Raw genomic sequence first — 305 nt, 5'->3', positions numbered from 1 at the left:
ATTTTGCTGTCATCTTTGATCCGGTCAACAACAGCCTGCAACGATTCCGCACGGTAGGCAAAAAGCGTCAGCTTCCGCAGAACGTTGGCGTCAGACGAGCTGGCAATGTAGGAAATCACGGACTGGGGAAGCGTGCCAAAACGTGCCTCCAGCAAATCCTGCAAGGCCAGGCCAAATCCTTCAGCCCTGCCTTCCGCTTTTCCTTCTGCCCTGCCTTCCGCCCTGCCTTCAGCTTTTCCTTCCGCCTTCCCTTCGGCCCACCCCATCACTACGCCCTGCCGAATGTATTCGTCCTTCCACTGAGC

General features: G+C 56.7%; 1 pseudogene. It reads right to left on the bottom strand.

Annotated features, from left to right (window positions below):
• Window positions 1-305, bottom strand: a pseudogene (locus tag EII23_RS13105) (hypothetical protein); the annotation flags it as partial.

Origin of the sequence: Desulfovibrio sp. OH1186_COT-070, assembly GCF_003860215.1 — a bacterium.
Classification (GTDB): domain Bacteria; phylum Desulfobacterota; class Desulfovibrionia; order Desulfovibrionales; family Desulfovibrionaceae; genus Desulfovibrio.
The sequence above is the reverse complement of the archived record's forward strand: the minus strand, read 5'-3'. Positions and strand labels throughout refer to the sequence as shown.